This is a genomic window from Xanthomonas sp. F14, from assembly GCF_014199865.1.
In genome coordinates this window covers 381,622-399,263 of record NZ_JACHOM010000002.1, presented here as the reverse complement: position 1 = coordinate 399,263, position 17,642 = coordinate 381,622, and the positions used below count along the sequence as shown (strand labels likewise).

Annotated in this window: 19 protein-coding genes and 1 tRNA gene; 7 read left to right on the top strand and 13 right to left on the bottom strand. The window is 65.0% G+C overall.

Features of this window, described 5'->3' with window-relative positions:
• Nucleotides 1-885: 885 nt before the first annotated feature.
• Nucleotides 886-1,596 (bottom strand): rRNA pseudouridine synthase, encoded by a 711-nt coding sequence (locus GGR73_RS10190; RefSeq protein ID WP_104576444.1) that lies wholly within the window; start codon nucleotides 1,594-1,596, stop codon nucleotides 886-888.
• Between the two features lie 117 nt (nucleotides 1,597-1,713).
• Between GGR73_RS10190 and GGR73_RS10185 the strand changes: the two genes are divergently transcribed.
• From GGR73_RS10185 to GGR73_RS10175, 3 genes are all read left to right on the top strand, one after another.
• On the top strand, nucleotides 1,714-1,920 hold the full coding sequence (locus GGR73_RS10185) for a hypothetical protein (RefSeq protein ID WP_016904346.1): 207 nt from the start codon (nucleotides 1,714-1,716) through the stop codon (nucleotides 1,918-1,920).
• Nucleotides 1,921-2,439: 519 nt separating this feature from the next.
• Complete coding sequence (locus GGR73_RS10180; RefSeq protein ID WP_104568943.1) at nucleotides 2,440-4,608, top strand: methyl-accepting chemotaxis protein; 2,169 nt, start codon at nucleotides 2,440-2,442, stop codon at nucleotides 4,606-4,608.
• 442 nt (nucleotides 4,609-5,050) lie between these two features.
• Entirely contained in the window at nucleotides 5,051-5,416 is a 366-nt protein-coding gene (locus GGR73_RS10175; protein WP_104576445.1) for a hypothetical protein, read from the top strand.
• A 90-nt stretch (nucleotides 5,417-5,506) separates the two neighbouring features.
• Here GGR73_RS10175 and GGR73_RS10170 read toward each other — a convergent pair whose 3' ends face one another.
• On the bottom strand, nucleotides 5,507-5,932 hold the full coding sequence (locus tag GGR73_RS10170) for a GNAT family N-acetyltransferase (RefSeq protein WP_104576446.1): 426 nt from the start codon (nucleotides 5,930-5,932) through the stop codon (nucleotides 5,507-5,509).
• Between the two features lie 26 nt (nucleotides 5,933-5,958).
• Nucleotides 5,959-6,582, bottom strand: coding sequence for a LysE/ArgO family amino acid transporter (locus tag GGR73_RS10165; RefSeq protein WP_181142420.1), 624 nt, complete (start codon nucleotides 6,580-6,582; stop codon nucleotides 5,959-5,961).
• A gap of 103 nt (nucleotides 6,583-6,685) precedes the next feature.
• Between GGR73_RS10165 and GGR73_RS10160 the strand changes: the two genes are divergently transcribed.
• The 3 genes from GGR73_RS10160 to GGR73_RS10150 all read left to right on the top strand — a co-directional run bounded on the left by GGR73_RS10160 (nucleotide 6,686) and on the right by GGR73_RS10150 (nucleotide 8,608).
• Nucleotides 6,686-7,579 carry a LysR family transcriptional regulator ArgP gene (locus GGR73_RS10160; protein ID WP_104576447.1) on the top strand — a complete coding sequence of 298 codons (894 nt, stop codon included), beginning with the start codon at nucleotides 6,686-6,688 and terminating at the stop codon, nucleotides 7,577-7,579.
• Between the two features lie 231 nt (nucleotides 7,580-7,810).
• Nucleotides 7,811-8,485 (top strand): 7-cyano-7-deazaguanine synthase QueC, encoded by a 675-nt coding sequence (queC, locus tag GGR73_RS10155; protein ID WP_039519526.1) that lies wholly within the window; start codon nucleotides 7,811-7,813, stop codon nucleotides 8,483-8,485.
• Nucleotides 8,486-8,532: 47 nt separating this feature from the next.
• Nucleotides 8,533-8,608 (top strand) — tRNA-Lys (locus GGR73_RS10150).
• A 230-nt stretch (nucleotides 8,609-8,838) separates the two neighbouring features.
• On the opposite strand, the gene GGR73_RS10145 is transcribed toward GGR73_RS10150, so the two are convergent.
• Together GGR73_RS10145 and GGR73_RS10140 are read right to left on the bottom strand one after the other, a co-directional pair.
• Nucleotides 8,839-9,162, bottom strand: coding sequence for a hypothetical protein (locus GGR73_RS10145; RefSeq protein WP_181142416.1), 324 nt, complete (start codon nucleotides 9,160-9,162; stop codon nucleotides 8,839-8,841).
• Nucleotides 9,159-9,374 carry a hypothetical protein gene (locus tag GGR73_RS10140; RefSeq protein WP_146095707.1) on the bottom strand — a complete coding sequence of 72 codons (216 nt, stop codon included), beginning with the start codon at nucleotides 9,372-9,374 and terminating at the stop codon, nucleotides 9,159-9,161. Before GGR73_RS10140 ends, GGR73_RS10145 begins: the two co-directional genes overlap by 4 nt.
• A 524-nt stretch (nucleotides 9,375-9,898) precedes the next feature.
• On the opposite strand from GGR73_RS10140, the gene GGR73_RS10135 reads away from it, so the two are divergent.
• Nucleotides 9,899-10,765: an aldo/keto reductase family oxidoreductase gene (locus GGR73_RS10135; RefSeq protein WP_104576448.1), complete on the top strand. Its 867-nt coding sequence runs from the start codon at nucleotides 9,899-9,901 to the stop codon at nucleotides 10,763-10,765.
• Between the two features lie 190 nt (nucleotides 10,766-10,955).
• On the opposite strand, the gene queE is transcribed toward GGR73_RS10135, so the two are convergent.
• The 8 genes from queE to ybgC form a co-directional block, all read right to left on the bottom strand.
• The gene (queE, locus tag GGR73_RS10130; protein ID WP_104576449.1) at nucleotides 10,956-11,639 is read right to left on the bottom strand and encodes a 7-carboxy-7-deazaguanine synthase QueE; all 684 of its coding nucleotides are present in this window, start codon (nucleotides 11,637-11,639) and stop codon (nucleotides 10,956-10,958) included.
• Nucleotides 11,640-11,681: 42 nt separating this feature from the next.
• On the bottom strand, nucleotides 11,682-12,500 hold the full coding sequence (ybgF, locus tag GGR73_RS10125; protein ID WP_104576450.1) for a tol-pal system protein YbgF: 819 nt from the start codon (nucleotides 12,498-12,500) through the stop codon (nucleotides 11,682-11,684).
• A 6-nt stretch (nucleotides 12,501-12,506) separates the two neighbouring features.
• A complete protein-coding gene (pal, locus tag GGR73_RS10120; RefSeq protein ID WP_016904129.1) occupies nucleotides 12,507-13,025 on the bottom strand; it encodes a peptidoglycan-associated lipoprotein Pal in 519 nt (172 codons plus the stop codon).
• Nucleotides 13,026-13,082: 57 nt separating this feature from the next.
• Nucleotides 13,083-14,402 (bottom strand): Tol-Pal system beta propeller repeat protein TolB, encoded by a 1,320-nt coding sequence (tolB, locus tag GGR73_RS10115; RefSeq protein ID WP_024939948.1) that lies wholly within the window; start codon nucleotides 14,400-14,402, stop codon nucleotides 13,083-13,085.
• Between the two features lie 276 nt (nucleotides 14,403-14,678).
• Nucleotides 14,679-15,716: a cell envelope integrity protein TolA gene (gene tolA / locus GGR73_RS10110; protein ID WP_184456769.1), complete on the bottom strand. Its 1,038-nt coding sequence runs from the start codon at nucleotides 15,714-15,716 to the stop codon at nucleotides 14,679-14,681.
• On the bottom strand, nucleotides 15,706-16,155 hold the full coding sequence (tolR, locus tag GGR73_RS10105) for a protein TolR (RefSeq protein WP_016904126.1): 450 nt from the start codon (nucleotides 16,153-16,155) through the stop codon (nucleotides 15,706-15,708). The genes tolA and tolR overlap by 11 nt, the downstream gene beginning before the upstream one ends.
• A 235-nt stretch (nucleotides 16,156-16,390) precedes the next feature.
• The gene (gene tolQ / locus GGR73_RS10100; RefSeq protein ID WP_016904125.1) at nucleotides 16,391-17,170 is read right to left on the bottom strand and encodes a protein TolQ; all 780 of its coding nucleotides are present in this window, start codon (nucleotides 17,168-17,170) and stop codon (nucleotides 16,391-16,393) included.
• An 11-nt stretch (nucleotides 17,171-17,181) separates the two neighbouring features.
• Nucleotides 17,182-17,640 (bottom strand): tol-pal system-associated acyl-CoA thioesterase, encoded by a 459-nt coding sequence (gene ybgC, locus GGR73_RS10095; RefSeq protein WP_024939950.1) that lies wholly within the window; start codon nucleotides 17,638-17,640, stop codon nucleotides 17,182-17,184.
• Between the last annotated feature and the right edge of the window lie 2 nt (nucleotides 17,641-17,642).

Here is a 17,642-nt window from a genome sequence, read left to right as displayed (position 1 = left end):
TCATTCGCGCAGGCGCAGACGGCTCACTTGGGTTTGCAGTCGAACTGCTCGGTGACACGCCAGCCCTGTGTCCGAGCTCCAACGTCACGAGCTCCAACCTGCAGCTCGATCTGTCCTGCAGCTCGATTGTGCTGATGCTTATCGTGGCTGAGCTCAAGCGCCGGCGTTGCATGCGCATTAAATTGATCACCTGCACAGCGATCTCCAAACGCTGCTGCCCATGCGCTTGTGGCTTGAGACTTATCGGTTTGCGGTTACCGCCAGCACAGCATCATTGCGCCGGTATCTCCACGGCAGCGCCGGCAGCCAGATGCCCAGCAACCGCACTCGCAGCTGTAGCGTGCTCTTGCGCGGATGGCGATGCACCGCTGCTGCCAGGGACGAATGCAGTGTATTTCACGCCATCAAGCAGGCCGCTCGCTAGGCTGATGTCAGTGCAGCACTTGGCTGCGAAGACTTTCAGGAAATTCCCATGGGCGACAATTCGTTTCTGTCACCGGCCTTCGTTATTCTGGTTATCGGCGTGATTGCCGTGGTGTTCTGGCTGGTGACCCGCGCCAAGAAGAAGCGCAACAAGAAGTAAGCAACACAGGAAGCGCGCCAGACATCGGGATGCGACATATCCCGCGCTCGATGCGCACTTACCCTGAGTTGCTGATATCGGGCGCCGGTCCAGGCCGGACTCTGCCTGGCACGGCTAACACCCACTACTTCCCGCGTGACAGCGCAGCAGTGCTAACGCTGTCTGGAAAGCGAGGCCCCGCAGCGACATCGCTGCGTTGAGGCTGCGCGGAATTTGATGCATGTGCCGTGTCACCAGCACGTGTCAGCAGCATCTGCACACGACCGCGTTGCGACTAGGCGCGCAGAAAAAACCGACGCCGATCAAAACCGCTCGCCTGTCGGCAGATAGCGCCACTCACCAATGGCCAGCTTGCCCAGCGATACACGGCCCACGCGCAGGCGTCGGATGCTGACCACCTCCAGCCCCACCTCAGCGCACATGTAACGCAGCTGGCCGGGTTGCACATGCTTGATCGCGAACCGCAGGCGCTCCTCGTTCTGCCAGCTCACCTTGCACGGCGACAGGCTGCGCTGCTGATACACCAGACCATGCGCAAGCCGCGCCATGCCATACGGGCGCAGCTCACCGCGCACCTCCACCAGGAATTCCTGTTCGATCGAGGTCGCATCGGCACTGAGCCTGCGCAGCACGCGGCCGTCCTGGCTCAGCACCAGCAAGCCGCTCGCCTCGTCCTCCAGCGGCAGCAGCGCGTTCAAGCGCAGGAAGTGCCGCTTCAGCACCCGCATTTCGAGCTGGTCCAGTGCGCTGCGCGTTGCCGGCGTGGCCAGTGCCAGCGCAGCTTCGGCACTCATGCCTGCCGGTTTGTGCAGCAGCAGCGTGGCAGGCTCGGCAGCTGCGAGCACGGCGTCTTCCGCCAGCGTCACCTGCGCTGCAGTGGCCAAGGCTTGCGGCTCTTCGACCACGGCCCCGTCCACACTGACCCAGCCGCCTTCGATGTATTGCTGCGCCTCGCCACGCGAGCAGCCGAACAGCGCGGCCACGCATTTGTCGAGACGGATCGGATCGGACATCGGGCGAGCTCGGTTTCAGGGCACGGCAGTGTACGTGCTGGGTCGATGGATGCGTGAGGCCGGCTTCTGCACCGCCCGACAACATGGGAAACTGGGCGCTCACACAGGAGATTGCAGATGTTCATCAAGTTCGGCACCACCCGGGTCCGCCTCAACCATATCTCCGTCATCAGCGACCCTTTCAATGCAGGCGAAAACTTCGGCTCGTATTGCCACTCGGTCCGGGTCGGCCTGCTCTCCGGCGAGGAAATCTTTGCACGCTTCAATACCGAAAGCGGCGCCGAGCAGCTGCATGCAGAGGTGCTCGCTGCACTGGAAGGTTGAGCGCAAGACCCACAGTGCCGTCACGCGCGTGATGCCTCACGCGCGATGGGCGTTGCCGGCAGAGCAGCCAGCACGTGCGGGCCCGCAAATCGCTCGCGGCAACGTGGGCTTGTCGCACCGCATCACGGCCGATCCAAGCACCTGAGCACTCGGCAGCAATGGCGCCGCCGCTGCTTGAAGACAAGCGCATTGCCGGTATCGCGACACGGGAGGAATTGCACCCTGTCCCAGCAACGTCTTTGCCCTGGGTGCATCGCCACCTGTCACCAGAACGTCGGAAAATCGTTCCGCCGTTGGCACGCTTCGATCCAGCCATAACGCAATAAACAAGCAATTTCTGCGCGTATGTCAGGCCGCTGCGGACGGCTGTCGGGAAATTTCTTCCATCCGATGAATTCAATATAAGTAATTTCAAATACGAGCCTTTAGCTCGTCGCGATCCGGCCGCTAGCTGGGGCAAGACGCTCTGGTGGATGACCCATTCATCGAGCCCCTCAGTTGCACTACCTGGATGCGGTCATGAATACATATCTGCAACGCCTCAATGTCGGCCGCCGCTTGGGCATGGCCTTTGGCATCTTGATCCTATTGTCGGGCCTGCTTGTGGCCACCGGCCTGGTCACCATGTCCAACGCGCGTTTCGAACTGGACACCATCGTCAACAGCAACATGGAGAGGATCCAGCTGTCCTCGGAAATGCTCGACGCCAACACCAACGTGGCAATCGGCCTGCGCGACATCGTCATGGTCGCTGGCGACGCGGCCAATCGCCGTGCGATGGACATGATCGAGAAGAACCGCGCACGCTACAAGCAGGCACACGACGCCCTGGCCGCACTGCCCAGCAGCGTTCCTGAAAAACAGGCGCTCGACCTGGTGCAGGAAAAGCGCGACATCTCGGTCAAGCTCAATAACCAGATTCTCGAATACGGCCTCCGCGACCAGAACCAGGAAGCGCAGGCCTTGCTGCAAGGCGACGCCGCAGCGGCCATGGATGCGCAGCAGACGGCGATCCGCGAGAACGCTGCACTGGAGCGCCGCCTCAGCAAGGATGCCTATGCGGCCGCGGTTGCATCGATGCATCGAGGGAAGATCACCCTGGCTACCGGCGGCATTGCCGCACTGGTCATCAGCGGCCTGCTCGCGTGGCTGATCACACGCAGCCTGACCCAGCCGCTCAGCCAGGCCACACGCACTGCAGAAGCGATCGCGGCCGGCAATCTGCACAACGATGTGCACACCAACGCCAACGATGAAACCGGCCGTCTGCTCAAGGCCATGGACAAGATGCAGCTGCAGCTACGTAACCTGATCGCCGCGCAAACCGACATGGCCAGGCATCACGACAACGGCCAGATCAGCTTCCGCATCGATGCGGCAGCATTCCCGGGCGACTATGGGCGCATGGCCAACGACACCAACCTGCTGGTTGCCTCGCACGTGGCAGTGCAGACCGATCTGGCGCGCATCATGGGCCGGTATGCGGTTGGCGAACTCTCCGAAGACATGCAGCCGCTGCCCGGCGAAAAGGCCGTTTTCAGCGACACCATGTCGCAGGTCAAGCTCAACCTGTCGGCGATGAACCACGAGATCAAGCATCTCGCCCAGGCCGCCGCCAATGGTGACTTCAGCGCGCGCGGCGATGCCGAGCGCTTCCAGTTCGACTTCCGCATCATGGTCGAAAGCCTCAACCACCTGATGTCCACGGCCGACGGCAATCTGCAGTCGCTGTCGTCGTTGCTACAGTCCATCGCCGCCGGCGACTTGACCGCACGCATGAGCGGCGAATTCCGCGGCGTGTTCGCACAGATGCGCGATGACGCCAACACCACGGCCAGCCAGCTGGCGCAGATCGTCGGCAACATCCAGGAGTCGGCCGTGTCGATCAACTCCGCGGCCAGCGAAATCGCCGCCGGCAACCAGGACCTGTCGCAGCGCACCGAACAGCAGGCAGCCAACCTCGAAGAAACCGCAGCATCGATGGAAGAGCTGACCTCCACCGTCAAGCAGAATGCCGAAAGCGCCCGCGAGGCCAACCAGCTGGCGATCGGCGCCGCACGCGTTGCCTCGCAAGGTGGCGACGTGGTCGGCAAGGTGGTGGACACCATGACCGGTATCGAAGCCTCGTCCAGGAAGATTGCCGACATCATCAGCGTCATCGACGGCATCGCCTTCCAGACCAATATCCTGGCCTTGAACGCAGCGGTGGAAGCCGCGCGCGCCGGCGAACAAGGCCGCGGCTTTGCCGTGGTGGCCTCGGAGGTGCGCACGCTCGCGCAGCGGTCCTCCGGCGCCGCCAAGGAGATCAAGGACCTCATCGACGACTCGGTGCAACGCGTGGCCGAGGGTTCGGCACTGGTGCACAGCGCCGGCAAGACCATGGGCGATGTGGTGGCCAGCGTGCAACGCGTCACCGACATCATGGGCGAGATTTCTGCAGCCTCGCAGGAACAGTCGGCCGGCATCGAGCAGGTCAACCAGACCATCACGCATATGGACGAAACCACCCAGCAGAACGCTGCGCTGGTGGAAGAAGCCACTGCCGCCGCGCGCGCGATGGAAGAGCAGGCGGTGCAGCTCACCGATGCGGTGGCGATCTTCAAGATCGACGCACGCCAGACACGGCAGGCCGCCTCGCGCATAGCGGCACCGGTCGCACAGCTGCTGAGCAAGGTCCGCAACGCCTGAGCCAGCAGCCGGTACTGCGCCGTCGACCGGTTGTCGGTGCAGGCACGCTGATGCAACACCGCGGATGTGCCCGCAGCCATTGATGCCATCGCACACACAGAAAGCGCCCGCCAGGGCGCTTTCTGCGTTTATCCCGCACGCTCACCGGCATTCGGCGCAGACAGCTCAGGCACCGCAACGCGCGCCCAGTGCTCACAAAATAAGCTGGAAAACAAGCGCTCAAGTCACTCAAAAGCGCTTGTTTCCAGCGCCATGCCTGGTTACGCTGCGCCGGTCGAAAGAGAGCAGGCCGGATGGTAGCCCGGCCACCGTCTGCAGCGCAGGCGGCATCTTAGCCATCGGTACCCACGACATCCGCAGCCGGCGATGCCGGCACTGCAGGTGTGTCCGTACTTGCTCTCGTCACCGCTCGGCACGCCTTCTCAATCAGGAAGGATCACCCGTGAACACCAGCATCGACAGTCATGATCTGCATCGCCCAATCAACGATGAGCATGCCAACGTGCATGCTTGCGCATACGCAGGGGCCGCAGACGCAAAGCCATACGACGATGCCTTCTCGCACTGGCAACAAGCCCATCTCGACACGCGCGTGATCTGGCGGCGGCAGCTCATGCTCCAGGGCGGCATGTCGGTGCTGTTGGCGGCCTGGCAGATGCCGCATTCGCTGCGCTGGGAGTGGGAAGCCATCGACCTGCTGCAGGATCGACACCTGTGCGGCGGCAACTGCGATTCATCACTGGCGGCAATGCGCGCTGCCGATGCCTGGCCGGCGCTGTGCGGTGACGAGGTCGCAGTGCTTGCCTAATACCACGCGGCGCGGCAGCGCGTTGAACCGTCCTTCTGCCCCGACGCAGTGCCATGCCGGTGCGGCCGCGCAACAGCCGGCCCGCCGCGGCTAGCGCGTGTAGAGACCGGGACGATAGCGTTCCATCAGCGACTGCGGAGCCAGCGGCGGCGTGAAGCCGTAGCGCGCATAGAGACCATGCGCATCGCTTGTGGCCAGGCTGAAACGGCGCAGCCCCTGCAGATCGGGGTGCGCCATGACCGCATTCATCATTGCCTTGCCATAGCCCTTGCCCTGATGCTCGGGCAACACGAACACATCGCCCAGATAGGCGACGGTTGCATAGTCGGAAACCACCCGCGCAAAGGCCACCTGCCCGCCCTGCAGAAACCCGCCGAAGCATAGCGAGTTGGCGATGGAGCGCTGTACTACCGCAAGCGGGATGTCCCTGGCCCAGCTGCTGTGCTGGGCCAGGTAGCGATGGACCAGCGCAACATCGAGTTCGGAGTGATCGGTGGAAACGCGCAGCGGCGACATGACGACAGCTCCGGCAACAGTGGGCCTCAGGGTAGCGCCTGCGCAGGCAGCAGCAACAGTGCGCACAGCACCAGCATGAATCCTGCGATCGCCGCATCCAGCACACGCCACGCGCGCGGATCGCGGAAGGCCGGCTGCAACAAGCGCGCGCCATAGCCCAGAGCGGAAAACCAGGCGATGCTGGCCAGGCACGCACCCGACGCGAATGCCCAGCGCAGCTGGCCCGGGTAACGCGCGGCCAGGCTGCCCAGCAGCAGCATCGTGTCCAGATAGACATGCGGGTTGAGAAAGGTAAATGCCAGGCACGCCAGCATGGCGCGCTGCCAGCGTTGCGCACCCGCCTGCGACGGCGCCAACCCGCTGGTGCCACACCAGGCCCTGCGCGCAGCCAGCGCGCCATATGCCGCGAGAAATGCAGCTCCCGCATAGCGAAGTCCCTGCAACAACTCCGGCCACTGCGTCACCAGCACGCCAATCCCGGCTACGCCCAGCACGATCAGCGCGATATCGCCGAACGCGCAGATCGCCACCACCAGACCGACATGCTGGCGCTGCAGTCCCTGCCGCAGCACGAATGCATTCTGCGCACCGATTGCGATGATGAGACCTGCGCTGGCGATAAAGCCAGAGATTGCGGCTTGAAGGAACACGAGCACCTCCCGGATCACAGGCGCCAATGCTGGGCGTTCCGCTGCAATTAGGAAAACTAAATCTTCTGTATCCTGCTTAGAACTTCTAATCCCGCCGAACGCCATGGATCTTCTGCATCCGCAACTGGCCGCATTCGCTGCCGTTCTCGAGGAAGCCAGCTTCGACGCCGCTGCGCGGCGGCTGTCGGTGACGCCGTCGGCGATTTCGCAGCGGATCAAGGCGCTGGAAGACCGGCTCGGCCAGGTGCTGGTGATCCGCAAAGCCCCCTGCCGCCCTACCCCGGCCGGCGAACGCCTGCTACGCCGGGTGAAGCCGATGCAGGTCCTGGAATCCGAAGCGATCGCCGACTTCCTCCCTGGCGACAGCAGCGCCGGGCATCCGCGCACGCTGGCCATCGCCGTCAACGACGACTCGCTGCAGACCTGGTTTCTGGCGGCCCTGTCGGCGCTGCACCGGGAGCACGGCGTCCTTTTCGATGTGCAGATGGACGACCAGGACCACACCCTGGAGCTGTTGCGCTCCGGGGCGGTGCTCGGTGCCGTCACCGCCGAGCGCAAGCCGCTGCAGGGCTGCAATGTGCAGGCGCTGGGAGTGATGCGTTACCACGCCATCGCATCGCCCGCATTCGTTGCGACGCATTTCAAACAGGGCTTCAGCGCAGCGGCCCTGGCCCACGCACCGATGCTGGTGTTCAACCGAAAGGACACGCTGCAGACCCGCTTCGTCCGCCGCATCACCCGCACACAGGTGGCGCCGCCGATCCACTACCTGCCGACCTCGACCGGTTTCGTCGAAGCGGCCGCACGCGGACTCGGCTGGTGTCTGGCGCCGGAATCGATGGTCGTACCTGCCGTGCGCAACAGACAGGTGGTCATCATCGACCAGACACGCTGGCTCGATGTGCCGCTGTACTGGCAATGCGCCGCAGTGCGCTCGAGCGCCCTGCAGCAGCTGGGCCAGGCCCTGCTTAAGGCCGCGGCTGCGAGCCTGCGCTGAGACCGGCCGTGCCGCACGCGAAACGGGCGGGCAATACCCATGAACGAGCGCGCAACTGCCGGCAGGCTATCGCACCGGATTGGCCTGCAGGTGCATCGCTGCCCTGCCCGCGCACGCTTGGCACAGCCGCGTTGCCCGGCATCCCGCTGCCGCCGCAGCGACAGCCGGGTCGCCGTGCCACGCCGAGCCTGCTAGCCTTTCCGCTTATTCCGTTGTGATTGCCGATCCGTCATGAAAAAAGCCGTTGTTCTGTTGTCCGGGGGCATGGATTCCGCTGCCGTCATCGCGCTTGCGCAGGAGCAGGGCTTTGCCGTGCATGCCTTGAGCGTGCGCTACGGCCAGCGCCATACCTCCGAGCTGGACGCCGCCGCGCGCGTGGCGGCGGCGCAGGGCGTCATCGCGCACAAGGTGGTGGACGTGGACCTGCGCAGCATCGGCGGCTCGGCGCTCACCGACGACATCGACGTGCCCGATGCCGGCGGTGACGGCATCCCGGTCACCTACGTGCCGGCGCGCAACACCATCATGCTGTCGCTGGCACTGGGCTGGGCCGAGGTGATCGGCGCCAACGACCTGTTCTGCGGCGTCAACGCGGTCGATTATTCGGGTTACCCCGACTGCCGGCCCGAATTCGTGCGCGCCTTCGAAGTGCTGGCCAACCTGGCCACCAAGGCCGGCGTCGAAGGCGCCGGCCTGCGCGTGCACGCACCGCTGCAGTTCCTCAGCAAGGCCGACATCGTGCGTGAAGGCGTGCGCCTGGGCGTGGACTTCGGCCTGACCGTGTCCTGCTACCGCGCCGACGCCGACGGACGCGCCTGCGGCCACTGCGACGCCTGCCGCCTGCGTGCCGCCGGTTTCGCCGACGCCGGCGTCGCGGACCCCACCCACTACGCCATTTCGCCTTGACGCCGCTGTAGGGTAGAATGCGCACCCCGGCGCACTGCCGGGACAGTGGGCCGTTAGCTCAGTCGGTAGAGCAGAAGACTTTTAATCTTTTGGTCGATGGTTCGAATCCATCACGGCCCACCAATCAAATCAGCAACTTGAAGAGCGCCGAAGGCGCTTTTTTTGTTTGTCCGCCGGAAAGTTGCCGGGACCTGCGTCGCCAGGGACCCTGCGTCACGGCCGCGAAGTCGGATGGCATGCACCATCTGCCGCGACTGGCGCGCTGCCGTCAACGCCGGCTCCTCTTTTGCCGATCGCGCGTGTCATCTTGCAGGTGGTGGGCCCGGCGCAGGCGGCCGTGGCGTTCTCGCCAATCATGCGGCTCCCGTCTTCTGGATACGCGATTGCACGCGCCGCGTTCGTCGCGCAGCTCCTGCGGCGCGTGCCTGCTTGCGCAACCAGCTGAGGACGTCCACTGCAGCGTCCACGCGCATGCAGACATGCAGGCGGCCCAGCACGACGCTCTGCGCATCGCCGCCCGGCAAAATATCGTCAAAGCCAGTGGCTTCGCAGGCGATCAGGACGGGCGAGGCACCGGGTTGCGCGTCGGAATGCAGCATGGCCAGCACATAGCCCTGCATCATCTCGACGCTGAGGACGACGCCCGTGCAGACGCGGAACTGTTTGCCCAGGCTCATCGCTGCGGCTCCGTCAACGCGCTATCGACGCTAGCGATTGCATCGGCGCCGGCAAGCGTGAGCGCATGCACAGCCTTACCTGCGACGCCGAGATGGGCATTCGGGCTTCGCCAAGCGGCACGCGTCGCTTCGAGGGCATTGGAGATCGGCCCCACATCATGGACGACCTGGTACGCCACAGACGTGGGTGCTTCATGGGTGTCGTGAGACATGCTGGATTCCTTTTGTGTTTTGGAATCCGCCACCCAGACGCCAATCGGGGTGGCGGACGGTACGCGGTTGGCGTGCCGGCCAAAAGGACCCGGTGGGCCTTGCGGCCCCCGCGCACCGCCCGCCATAAAACTGGCCGGCATGCGCCCGCGACGATGCGGGCGATAAAAAAGCGCCGTGCATCGGTCGATGGGCGCTGGTGCGCCTTTTGGTTCGGGACGCCAATCCCGGCCGCCGATTGTGCGGCGACGTTGGCATACTCGCGCCGCCGCTTGGCGCCTGTCAATGCAGAACGTGCAACGCGGCGGCTTCAGCCGCGAAGAAACGCGGCGAAAGCACTGCCCGCGCAGCCAGCAAAACCTGAAACTCCAGCACATCCCGCCGGACGATCGGCCCGGGGCGCTGCGGCTGCGCCCATATGCCACAAGCCCTGGCGGCAGTGGACTGGCGCGGCAGCAAATGCGAATTCACATGCCGCGCCACGTTTCCTATCGTTGTTGGCTCAACGACACGCGAGCGCCACGCCATGACCAACATCGAAAAAGCCGGAACGTTTTTGCTTGGAGACCGCAAGCTCACCCGCATCGGCTACGGCGCAATGCAGCTGGCGGGGCCTGGCGTGTTCGGCCCGCCCAAGGATCGCGAGGGTGCGCTGGCGGTGCTGCGCGAAGCCATCGCGCTGGGCGTCAACCATATCGACACCAGCGATTTCTACGGGCCGCACATCACCAATCAGCTGATCCGCGAGGCACTGCATCCCTACCCGCAGGAATTGACCATCGTCACCAAGATCGGCGCCGCGCGCGGCACGGATGGTTCATGGCTACCTGCCTTCTCGCCGCAGCAGCTGGTCGAGGCGGTGCACGACAATCTGCGCAACCTGGGGCTTGAAACGCTGGAGGTGGTCAACCTGCGCGTGATGTTCAAGACGCAGGAGCCAGCTGAAGGCTCGATCGCCGAGCAACTGGAAGCCTTGATCAAGCTGCAGCGCGATGGCCTGGTGCGGCACATCGGCATCAGCAACGTCACCGCGACGCAGGTGGCCGAGGCACGCGCCATGACCGATATCGTCTGCGTGCAGAACATGTACAACATCGCGCATCGACACGACGACGAAATCGTCGACACGCTCGCGCGCGACGGCATCGCCTACGTGCCGTTCTTCCCGCTCGGCGGCTTTTCGCCATTGCAATCGTCCACGCTTGCCGCTGTTGCCCAGCGCCTGGCCGCAACCCCGATGCAGGTGGCACTGGCGTGGTTGCTGCAGCGTTCGCCCAACATCTTGCTGATTCCGGGGACCTCGTCGGTGGCGCATCTGCGCGCCAATCTGTTCGCGGCGGAACTCAAACTGCCGGCCGATGCCGTCGAAGAGTTGAACAGGATCGCCGCGTAAACGCAGGCGGCTGCCTCCTGGCTCGCCTTGCACGGGGGACCGGAAGCAGCCAACGAAGCGTCGCGGGTGATCGTCAGGCGGGAGCGGACGGCATGCCAGCAACCGCAACGGATGCGTGGTACACGCCGATTGCGGGCAACCGGCCGCGCCTGCCTTTCTTGGGTGAGCGCGGTCGCTCTATCGCCCGGGCTTAGCGCCCCGGCTCATCGTTCCACAGCAGCTTGTGCAGCTGCATCTGGAAGCGCACCGGCAGACGATCGGCCACGATCCAGTCGGCCAGCTCCCGCGGCGTGACTTCGCTCTTGCTGGGCGAAAACCACACCGTGCAGCGGCGGTCCAGCGCATGCGCGGCGACAATCTCGCGCGACCATTCGTAATCGGCGCGGCTGCAGATCACGAACTTGATCTGGTCGCGTGCGGTCAGCAGCGGCAGATTCTCCCAGCGATTGCGCTGTTCCTCGCCGGAGGCGGGCGTCTTGATGTCGACCACGCGCGAGACGCGCGGATCCACGGCCGACACATCCAACGCGCCGGATGTCTCCAGCGAGACGTCGAAGCCGGCATCGCACAGTTTCTGCAGCAGCACCAGGCAGCGCTTCTGCGCCAACGGCTCGCCGCCGGTCACGCAGACATAGCGCACGCCGTGGCTAGCCACCTCGGCGACGATCGCATCGATGTCATGCCATTCACCGCCGTGGAAGGCGTAGGCGGTGTCGCAGTAATGGCAGCGCAGCGGGCAACCGGTCAAACGCACGAACACGGTCGGCCAGCCGGCGGCCTCGGCTTCGCCCTGCAGGGACAGAAAGATTTCGGTGATCTTCAATCGCGGCAACGGCGACTGGACGATCTCGCTGGGGACGGCGGCGGCGTTCATTGGCAAAGTATGCGTCACGCCCGAAGGCGCGCACGCGCGGGCTCAGCGCAGTTGCTGGCCGAGACGGATGGACTGCAGACGCTCCTGGGCCACGCGCGCTGCGTCGGAGCCGGGATACTGCGCTGCGACCTGCTGCAAGGTCTGCTGGGCCTGATCGTTCTTGCCTTCGCCATACTGCGACAGGCCAAGCTTCAACAGGCCGCCAGAGGCCTTGTCATGCGTGGGATAGCGGCTGACGAGATCGCGGAACTGCGCCTCGGCCAGCTGGAAATTTCGGGTGGCGTAGTAACTCTCGCCCAGCCAGTACAAGGCATTGGGGGTGTAGACGCCGTTTGGATACAGCTCCAGAAAACTCAGGAACAACTGCGAGGCATCGTCGTACTTGCCGTTCTTCAAGGCATCGAAAGCGACGTTGTAGGCAGTGCGCTCCTCGTTGCTGACGGCCAGGGTGCCTGGGTCGCCATGCACGCTGGGCGGCTTCTCGGAAGTTGCCGCCGCTGCAGGCCGCGCGGCCGGAGCCGGGGCGGGTGTGACGCTGCCGGTGGGAGATGGCAATGGCGGGGTTGCGCCACCTGCACCTTCCAGCCGATTCAGGCGTCCGTCCAGGTCCAGATACTGATCCTTGGACTGCTGCTTGAGTTGTTCGTTGTCGTGCTGCAGCTGCTCCACGGTCGCTCGCAAGCCCTGCAGGTCCGAACGCGCCTGCTGCAACTGGTTGAGGAGATCGTTGTTGGCCTGGCTGTTGGCCTGCTGCTGCTCGAGAACGGCAACACGATCAGCGAGACTGGCTCGCTGCGCGTGTGCCGGCGCGGCGACCACAAGGGCCGCCGCGACGAACAGGGATGTCACTCGAAAGCGCATCGCTTCTTACTGAGCCGTGTACACGATTTCGACGCGACGGTTCTGCGACCAGCAGCTTTCGCTGGTTTCGGTGCAGACCGGACGCTCTTCGCCGTAGCTGACGACGGTCAGCTGGCTGGCGGAACCGCCGGCAGCCTGCAGCGACGACGACACGGCATTGCCGCGACGCTCGCCCAGACCCATGTTGTACTCACGCGAACCGCGCTCGTCAGCATTGCCCTGCAGGGTGATGCGCGAGGAAGGACGGTCACGCAGGTACTTGGCGTGGCACGCCATGATGGCCTGGAATTCCGGCTTCAGGGAGTCCTGATCCAGATCGAAGTAGACGACGCGCTGGCGCAGGCAGGCATCGGTATCCAGGTCGCCCGGGCCGTACAGGCCAGAGGTGGACGGGCCGGTGGGAACGGAGGAACCAGCGGTGGTGTCAGTCGCAGGAGGCGGAGTTTCCTTCACCTTCTTCGAACAACCGGCCAGCACGGCAACGGACAACAGGGAGACAAGCAAGACGCGGGTGGACTTGTTCATGGGATACCTATGGAGGCTCTGGGCCAATGAGTGGTTTAACGCAGCGAAATATTAACATTAATGCGCGGTTCGGTAAGGCCCCCACGAAGGTTCTCTCACATCTCCATCCGCCAGGACCAGGCGCTGGCGGACACGAGCGTCGGCGGACACGGCGTAGAGCACGCCACGACCACCTTCACGTGCGGCGTACAGCACCATGCTGGCGTTCGGCGCAAAGCTCGGCGACTCGTCCAGCGACCCCGGCGAGAGCGTGCTCCAGCTCGGCGAACCCAGGCTGCGGTCCATCATGGCGATGCGGTAGCTGTTGCCGCTGCCCTGTGCCACGGCGATCTTCTTGCCGTCGAACGAGACGCTGGCGGTGGCGTTGTAGTTGCCCTGGAAGGTCACGCGGTTGGCGCTGCCGCCGCTTGCGGCCACCTGGTAGATCTGCGGACGACCGCCGCGGTCGGAGGTGAAGTAAATGCTGCCGCCGTCCGGCGCCCAGGTCGGCTCGGTGTCGATGCCGAAGTGATTGGTCAGCTGGGTCAACTGCTTGCTGCCCAGATCCATGACGTAGATTTCCGGGTTGCCGCTGCGCGACAGTGCCAGCGCCAGGCGGCGGCCGTCCGGCGAGAACGACGGCGCACCGTTGATGCCGCGGAAGCTGGACACCAGCTCACGTGCGCCGGTGGCGATGTCCTGCAGGTAGATCGAGGAATTGCCGCGCTCGAAGCTCACATAGGCCAGCTTCTTGCCGTCCGGGCTCCAGTTCGGCGACAGCAGTGGCTCGGCCGAACGCACGATGGTCTGCGGGTTGTAGCCGTCCGAGTCGGCCACCATCAGCGCATAGCGCATGGCGCCGCCCTTGCCGCTGGCGGTCACATAGGCGATCCGGGTCCAGAACGCGCCACGCACGCCGGTGATCTTTTCGTAGATCGCGTCGGCCATCTGGTGCGAGACATCGCGCATCGCATTGGCACGTGCGGTCATGGCCAGGCCGAGCAGACGCTCGCCCTTGGCCACGTCGAACAGTTCGTACTCGACGCGGTAGGCGCCTTCGCCGGCATCCATCACGCGGCCGACCACAATGTAGTTCTGCTTGAGCGTACGCCAGGTCTGGAACTGCACCTCGGTGCCGCGGGTCGGCTTCTCGACGATCTGCGCAACCGGCAACGTGCGGAACTGGCCGGAACGGTCCAGGTCGGCGCCGACGACGGCAGACACATCGGTCTGCGGCGCAGTGCCGGAGCCCTGGTACGGCATGGGCACGACGGTGATCGGCGTCGCCGAAGCGCTACCGCCGACGATATCGATGGTGAGCCCTTGCTGTTGCGCGAGCGCGCTCAGCGGCAACAACAGGGCGGTCAAGGCAGCTAGCCAACGCAGCGGTTTTTTCATGGACGGCTCGGATCGGGCAGGAAAAGTGTGCAAGGGATACCAATCAGCGAGTGAACATACTCGCAATCGTGAACGAGACAGCGTGAAAATGAAGCGAGTGGTCGCCCACTGGGGATTCCGGCGGCCAGCGAGCGAGCTTGCGTGCGGTGGCGCAGCAATACTCACCCGCCGGAACTGCGCCAGGCAGTCGGCCACATCCCGCAAATCTACCTTCCTACGAGGGGCGCAGCGCAGGTCATGCTGCCGCGCCCCGACCATCCAGGATCAGGGGGATGACTAATCCTGGGGGGTGAACACAAATGTCAGGTTGCGCTGAAACACCGACTCGAACCCACGGTACGGCAATGGCTGCGCGCTCAGCACCGCGGCCTCGATCGAGCGCTGGCCGGCCTCGTCGTAAGGGCAACCCGGCGCCACCTTGGCCTCCATCACGGTGCCACCCGGCAACTGGCGGATGTTGATGCTGCATTTCTGGCCCGGCGGCACCGACGGCGGGCGCACCCACTGCGCCAGCACCTTCTGCTGGATCGCCGCGGCGTACTTGGCCGACAGATCGGTATTGGTACCGCCCTGCCCTGCGGTCGGCTGCGCGGTGGCGGCGGCAGCCGACGAGGCCTGCTGCGCACGCGCGGCGGCGACCTGGCGCAGTTTCTGCTCGGCCAGCGCGGCTTCCTTGGTGGCCTGTTCGCGCTGGCGGCGGATCTCTGCGATCTTCTTTTCGCGTTCGGCATCGGCGGCAGCCTGCTGCGCTGCGGCCTGCTTCTTCTTGGCGTCGGCTTCTTCCTGCTGCTTGGCCAGGCGCAGTTTCTGCTCGGCCTCTTCCTGGCGTTTGCGCTCGGTCAGGTCGATCTGCTCCTGGCGGCGCTTGGCCTCCTGTTCCTGCTTGGCCTTTTCCGCCGACAGCGCCAGCGCGTCGACGCGGTCCTGGTCGACCTTGTCCGGCTGCGCGACACGTTCCTGCGCCTGCGCCTGTTGCGGCGTGGGCGCATCCTGCGGACGCGGTTCGGGAATCGGCTGCGGCGGCGGCACGGTGTCTTCCGGCGCCGGTTCGGGCAGCGGTGCCGGAGGTGGCGGCGCCTCCACCGGCGTGGCCTTCAGCGCTTGGCGCGCAACGCGCGCTTCGGCGGCGGACACGTCCAGCGAGGCGTCCATGCTGGGGTCGCCCGCGGCCGGCTCGACCGAGCGTTCGGGCGACCACAGCCAGCCGGCGATGAACACCAGCGCGACCAGCACGTGCACGACCAGGGCCAGCACGACTGGCCGCAGCCAGCCATCCTCGCGCGCCGTCTGAGTGGGGAGTGCGTCAGCGTGCATCGCTGCCTGCAGTGCCGCCGGAGTCGGAGATCAGGCCGACCTTCTCGACCTTGGCCTGCTTGAGCACGTCGATGGCGTCCATGATCTTTTGATACGGCGCGGCACGATCGCCGGCCACGACCACGCGCGCGTCCTTGTCCTGCGCCACGATGGCGGCCAGTTGCGCCTGCAGCGCCGCCACGTCCATCGCCTGCGGCTTGCCCTTGGGCAGCTGCAGTGCGAGCTGGCCGTCGGCGGCGACCACCACCACGACCGGATCCTGCTTGCTCTCCAGCGCCTTGGCGCGCGAGCTGGGTAGGTTGACGTCGGTGCTCAGGGTCAGCAGCGGCGCGGTCACCATGAAGATGATCAGCAGCACCAGCATCACGTCGATATACGGCACGACGTTGATGTCGGATTTGAGCTTGCGCTTCTTACGGCGGGAAATACCGGAAATCATCGCGGAACGTTCCTATTGATCCCCCGCACATGGATGTGCGGGCTCTTGCGAGGGACTCGCCCATCCAATCCATCGCACATGCGTGTGCGCGCTGTCGCGAGGGGCTTGCCTGTCCAATCCCTGCGCCACGCCAGACGCGCATGTGCGAACGCCGCACCTGCCACGTCCACGCAGCGGGATGTGCGTGCCGTGATGGGGCATTCGCCTGGCTGCCGGCTGTCGCAGGGCACGCGCATTACTCGTCCGCGCCGGCCTGGCGCTGCAGGATCGAGCTGAACTCGTCGGCGAAGGTCTCGTAGCGCACCGACAGCCGTTCCACCCGGGTGGTGAAGCGGTTGTAGGCCCACACCGCCGGGATCGCCACGAACAGGCCGATGGCGGTGGCGAACAGCGCTTCGGAAATACCCGGTGCGACCGCAGCGATACCGGCCTGCTCACCGCTGCTGACCATGTCGTGCATGGTCACCATGATGCCGAACACGGTGCCGACCAGGCCGACGTACGGGGCGGTGGAACCGATGTTGGCCAGCAATTCGAGATTGCGCTCGAGCTGGTCGACTTCACGGGTGAAGGCGGTGCGCATGGCGCGCTGTGCGCCTTCCAGTTGCACCCGCCCGTCCAGCCGGCGGCGGTCGCGCAGCCGCGAAAACTCGCGGAAGCCGCTCTCGAACATCGACTCCAGGCCGCCGACGGTGCGGTTACGGTCGGTGGCCGACGCGTAGAGCTTGGCCAGATCGGCGCCGGACCAGAAGCGGTTCTCGAACTCGTCCGCCTCGCGGTTGGCCTGCTTGAAGGCGCGCGCCTTGCGGAAAATGATCACCCAGCTGATGAACGAGCCGATCAGCAGCAGCAACACGATGATCTTGACCGGGATACTCGCCCGCAGGATCAGATCGACATAGTTGATGCTGCTGTTGTGCGCCACGCTGGCGGTCTGTGCCGCAGCGGCGGCAACGTCCTGCGGTAGTGCTTCCACTACCGTGTCCTGCAGGGCCAGGAGCAATGCAATCGACATCCGTTTGTTCCTCAGTAATCGGATTCTGGGGTTTCTAGAGCTTTCAACACGTCATACAGCGCATCGTCCATCCCGCGCGGGCGGAAGTCGCTGGTGCCGAGTGCGGCAATGCGCACCTCGGCGGTCAGCAGCACTTCGCCCTCGCGACGTACCGACTGCGCAAACAGCAGGCTGGCCCGTTTGCATCGCAGCAGTACCGCCGACACTGACAGCGCGTCGTCGAGCCGGGCCGGCTTGAGGAAATCCAGTTGCATCGAGCGGACCGCGAACACCAGATCGTGCTGCTGGCGCATGCGCTCCTGCCCGTAGCCGAGTGCGCGCATCCACTCCGTGCGCGCCCGTTCCATGAAAGCGACGTAGCGCGCATGGTAGACCACGCCCCCGGCGTCGGTATCTTCCCAGTACACGCGTGTCGGCCAACTGAATACAGGCGGGGATTGGGGAATCGGGAGTCGGGAATCGGCGGTCATGG